The 1,561-nt window shown below is 37.9% G+C and carries 1 protein-coding gene; it reads left to right on the forward strand.

Annotated elements, in window-relative coordinates; all coding sequences use genetic code 11:
* The first annotated feature begins 263 nt into the window (after nt 1-263).
* Nucleotides 264-1,430, forward strand: a complete 1,167-nt coding sequence (locus tag CWB66_RS19935) for a DcaP family trimeric outer membrane transporter (protein WP_138586726.1) — start codon at nt 264-266, stop codon at nt 1,428-1,430.
* Nucleotides 1,431-1,561 lie beyond the last annotated feature (131 nt).

Genomic DNA, 1,561 nt, shown 5'->3' on the forward strand with positions numbered 1-1,561 from the left:
ATCAACAGGCCATGGATCTACTCAAAATTTTTTGTATCTAGTTGTTCTAAATAAAAAATTTTAACGACGTTATAGTGAAATTTAATTTGTTAAATTGTTCAACGATTTATGCCGGTTGGTATTGTTATCAAGAGTTCTGGTTATTTACTATAAGAACTTACTAAACCTCTTTTTATTAGCAAGTAATACTCGTAGCAAGTGTTATAAAAAATTGTGAATAAAAAAGCAATAAACAACAAGTAGTCTAAATAAAGGACACTACAATGAAATTTACTCCATTAAAAACATTGGCTGCAAGCGCTGTTATCTGTGCACTTTCGAGCACAGCTTATGCGGCAACAGCAGCAAAAATTGGTGATACAGAATTTAACTACGGTGGATATATTAAACTCGACTCTATGTGGAGTGATTATTCAGCGGGTGCACCAGCAGGTTCAAATGTAGGACGTGATTTTTACGTTCCAAGCACACTGACTGTTGGTAACGATAGCAACTCTGATGCGGTGTTTGATATGCATGCCCGTGAATCTCGTTTTAATTTTGGTACTGCCACCGTTATGGATAACGGTAAAACAATAAAAACTAAAATTGAAATTGATTTTTTAGCATCAGCTACCGGCGGTAACGAACGCGTTTCAAATTCATATGCTCCACGTATTCGCCATGCCTTTGTAACCTATGACGGTTGGTTATTTGGTCAAACATGGTCAAATTTTCAAAATGTGGGTGCCCTTGCAGAAACGCTTGATTTCGTAGGTCCAGCTGAAGGCACTGTTTTTGTTCGTCAATCTCAAATTAAATACACAACTGGCGCATGGTCTTTTTCATTAGAAAATCCAGAAAGTACAATTTCTACAGCTAGCGGAATGGCTGTTACTGATGATGCATCATTACCAGATTTTACAGCGCGTTATACGCACAAAGCTGACTGGGGTAATATAGTTGTAGCAGCACTTGCACGCCAACTAACTTATAAAGTAGGCGCTGTAGATGCTGATGAAACATCGTTTGGTATAAGCGCATCCGGTAAAATAAATTTAGGCGATGACAACCTTAAATTTATGCTTACTCAAGGTAAAGGCTTAGGCCGATACGTAGGCTTAAACGTAGCGCACGGTGCTGTGCTTAATGGCGATGATCTCGATGCAATAGATTCTACGTCTGGTTTTGTTGCTTATCAGCACAAGTGGAACAGCCAATGGCGTTCAACATTCCTTTATTCGTTCTTTTCAGCAGATAACAACGCAGACTTACTTGCTATTTCTGGCGATCCAACTGAATCAAGCCAAAGCTATAGTGCCAATATTTTATACTCTCCAGTTAAACGCTTAACGTTTGGTGCTGAATTTAAACATGCTGAGCGAGAAACAGAAAGCGGCGTAGATGGCGATTTAGAGCGCCTGCAGTTCTCTGTAAAATACTCTTTTTAATAATAACCTGAACTCTGGATAATAAATCTATCTCGAGCAGCTATTTTCAGCGCTAGAGAAAATAAATTTAAATATCACCATGATTCAATATTTTAGTAAATCTCTTAACCAGAGCTCAAGTTAAGTATTAT

Origin of the sequence: Pseudoalteromonas sp. S558, from assembly GCF_005886635.1 — a bacterium.
Taxonomy (GTDB): domain Bacteria; phylum Pseudomonadota; class Gammaproteobacteria; order Enterobacterales; family Alteromonadaceae; genus Pseudoalteromonas; species Pseudoalteromonas aliena.